This is a genomic window from Meridianimarinicoccus marinus, from assembly GCF_040689105.1.
GTDB lineage: Bacteria > Pseudomonadota > Alphaproteobacteria > Rhodobacterales > Rhodobacteraceae > Meridianimarinicoccus > Meridianimarinicoccus marinus.
Genome location: NZ_JBFBVU010000092.1, coordinates 1 through 535, shown reverse-complemented (window position 1 = coordinate 535; position 535 = coordinate 1). Strand labels below are relative to the sequence as shown.

Sequence of the window (535 nt, the reverse complement as noted above, 5' to 3'; positions counted from 1 at the left end):
CGCCCCCGGGCACCATATACCCTTCCGATTGCGGCCAGCACTGTATCCTAATAGACTGAATTCCGTAGATATTCTCGGATCTCTTGTTCGAGAAGAGCCAAGGCGGTTCCAGAACATGCGTCCTGACTGGGGGTACGATTCGGGGTACTGCGGAAACCGTGACATGAGGGTACCCCCAGATGGCGATGCTGAGCGATACCAAGATCCGCGCGCTGAAACCCAGGGACAAGCCGTACAAGCAATCTGATTTCGACGGTCTCTTCCTTCTGATCAATCCGGGCGGCTCGAAGCTGTGGCGCTTCAAGGACCGCTGGATGGGGAAGGAAAAGCTTCTGTCCCTCGGGAAATACCCCGATCTGCCCCTCAAGCAGGCATGGGACAAGCGAGACGAAGCCCGCAGGCTGCTCAGCCAGGGCGAGGACCCTTCCTTTGTGCGCAAGCAGGAACAGGTGACCAAACAGGCGCAACAGGGCGAGACCTTCGTCAAGATTGCGGAAAACCTGCTTGAATAGAAACGCCTCGAAGGCAAATCGGC

At 57.2% G+C, this 535-nt stretch carries 1 protein-coding gene; it reads left to right on the top strand.

The features are described 5' to 3' along the window. The first annotated feature begins 179 nt into the window (after positions 1–179). Complete coding sequence (locus AB0T83_RS20320; protein ID WP_366195011.1) at positions 180–512, top strand: Arm DNA-binding domain-containing protein; 333 nt, start codon at positions 180–182, stop codon at positions 510–512. The last annotated feature ends 23 nt before the right edge of the window (positions 513–535 follow it).

Bases quoted from the DNA above. Each gene is read 5' to 3' on its own strand.
- AB0T83_RS20320 (WP_366195011.1), top strand. From the start codon at position 180: ATGGCGATGCTGAGCGATACCAAGATCCGCGCGCTGAAACCCAGGGAC.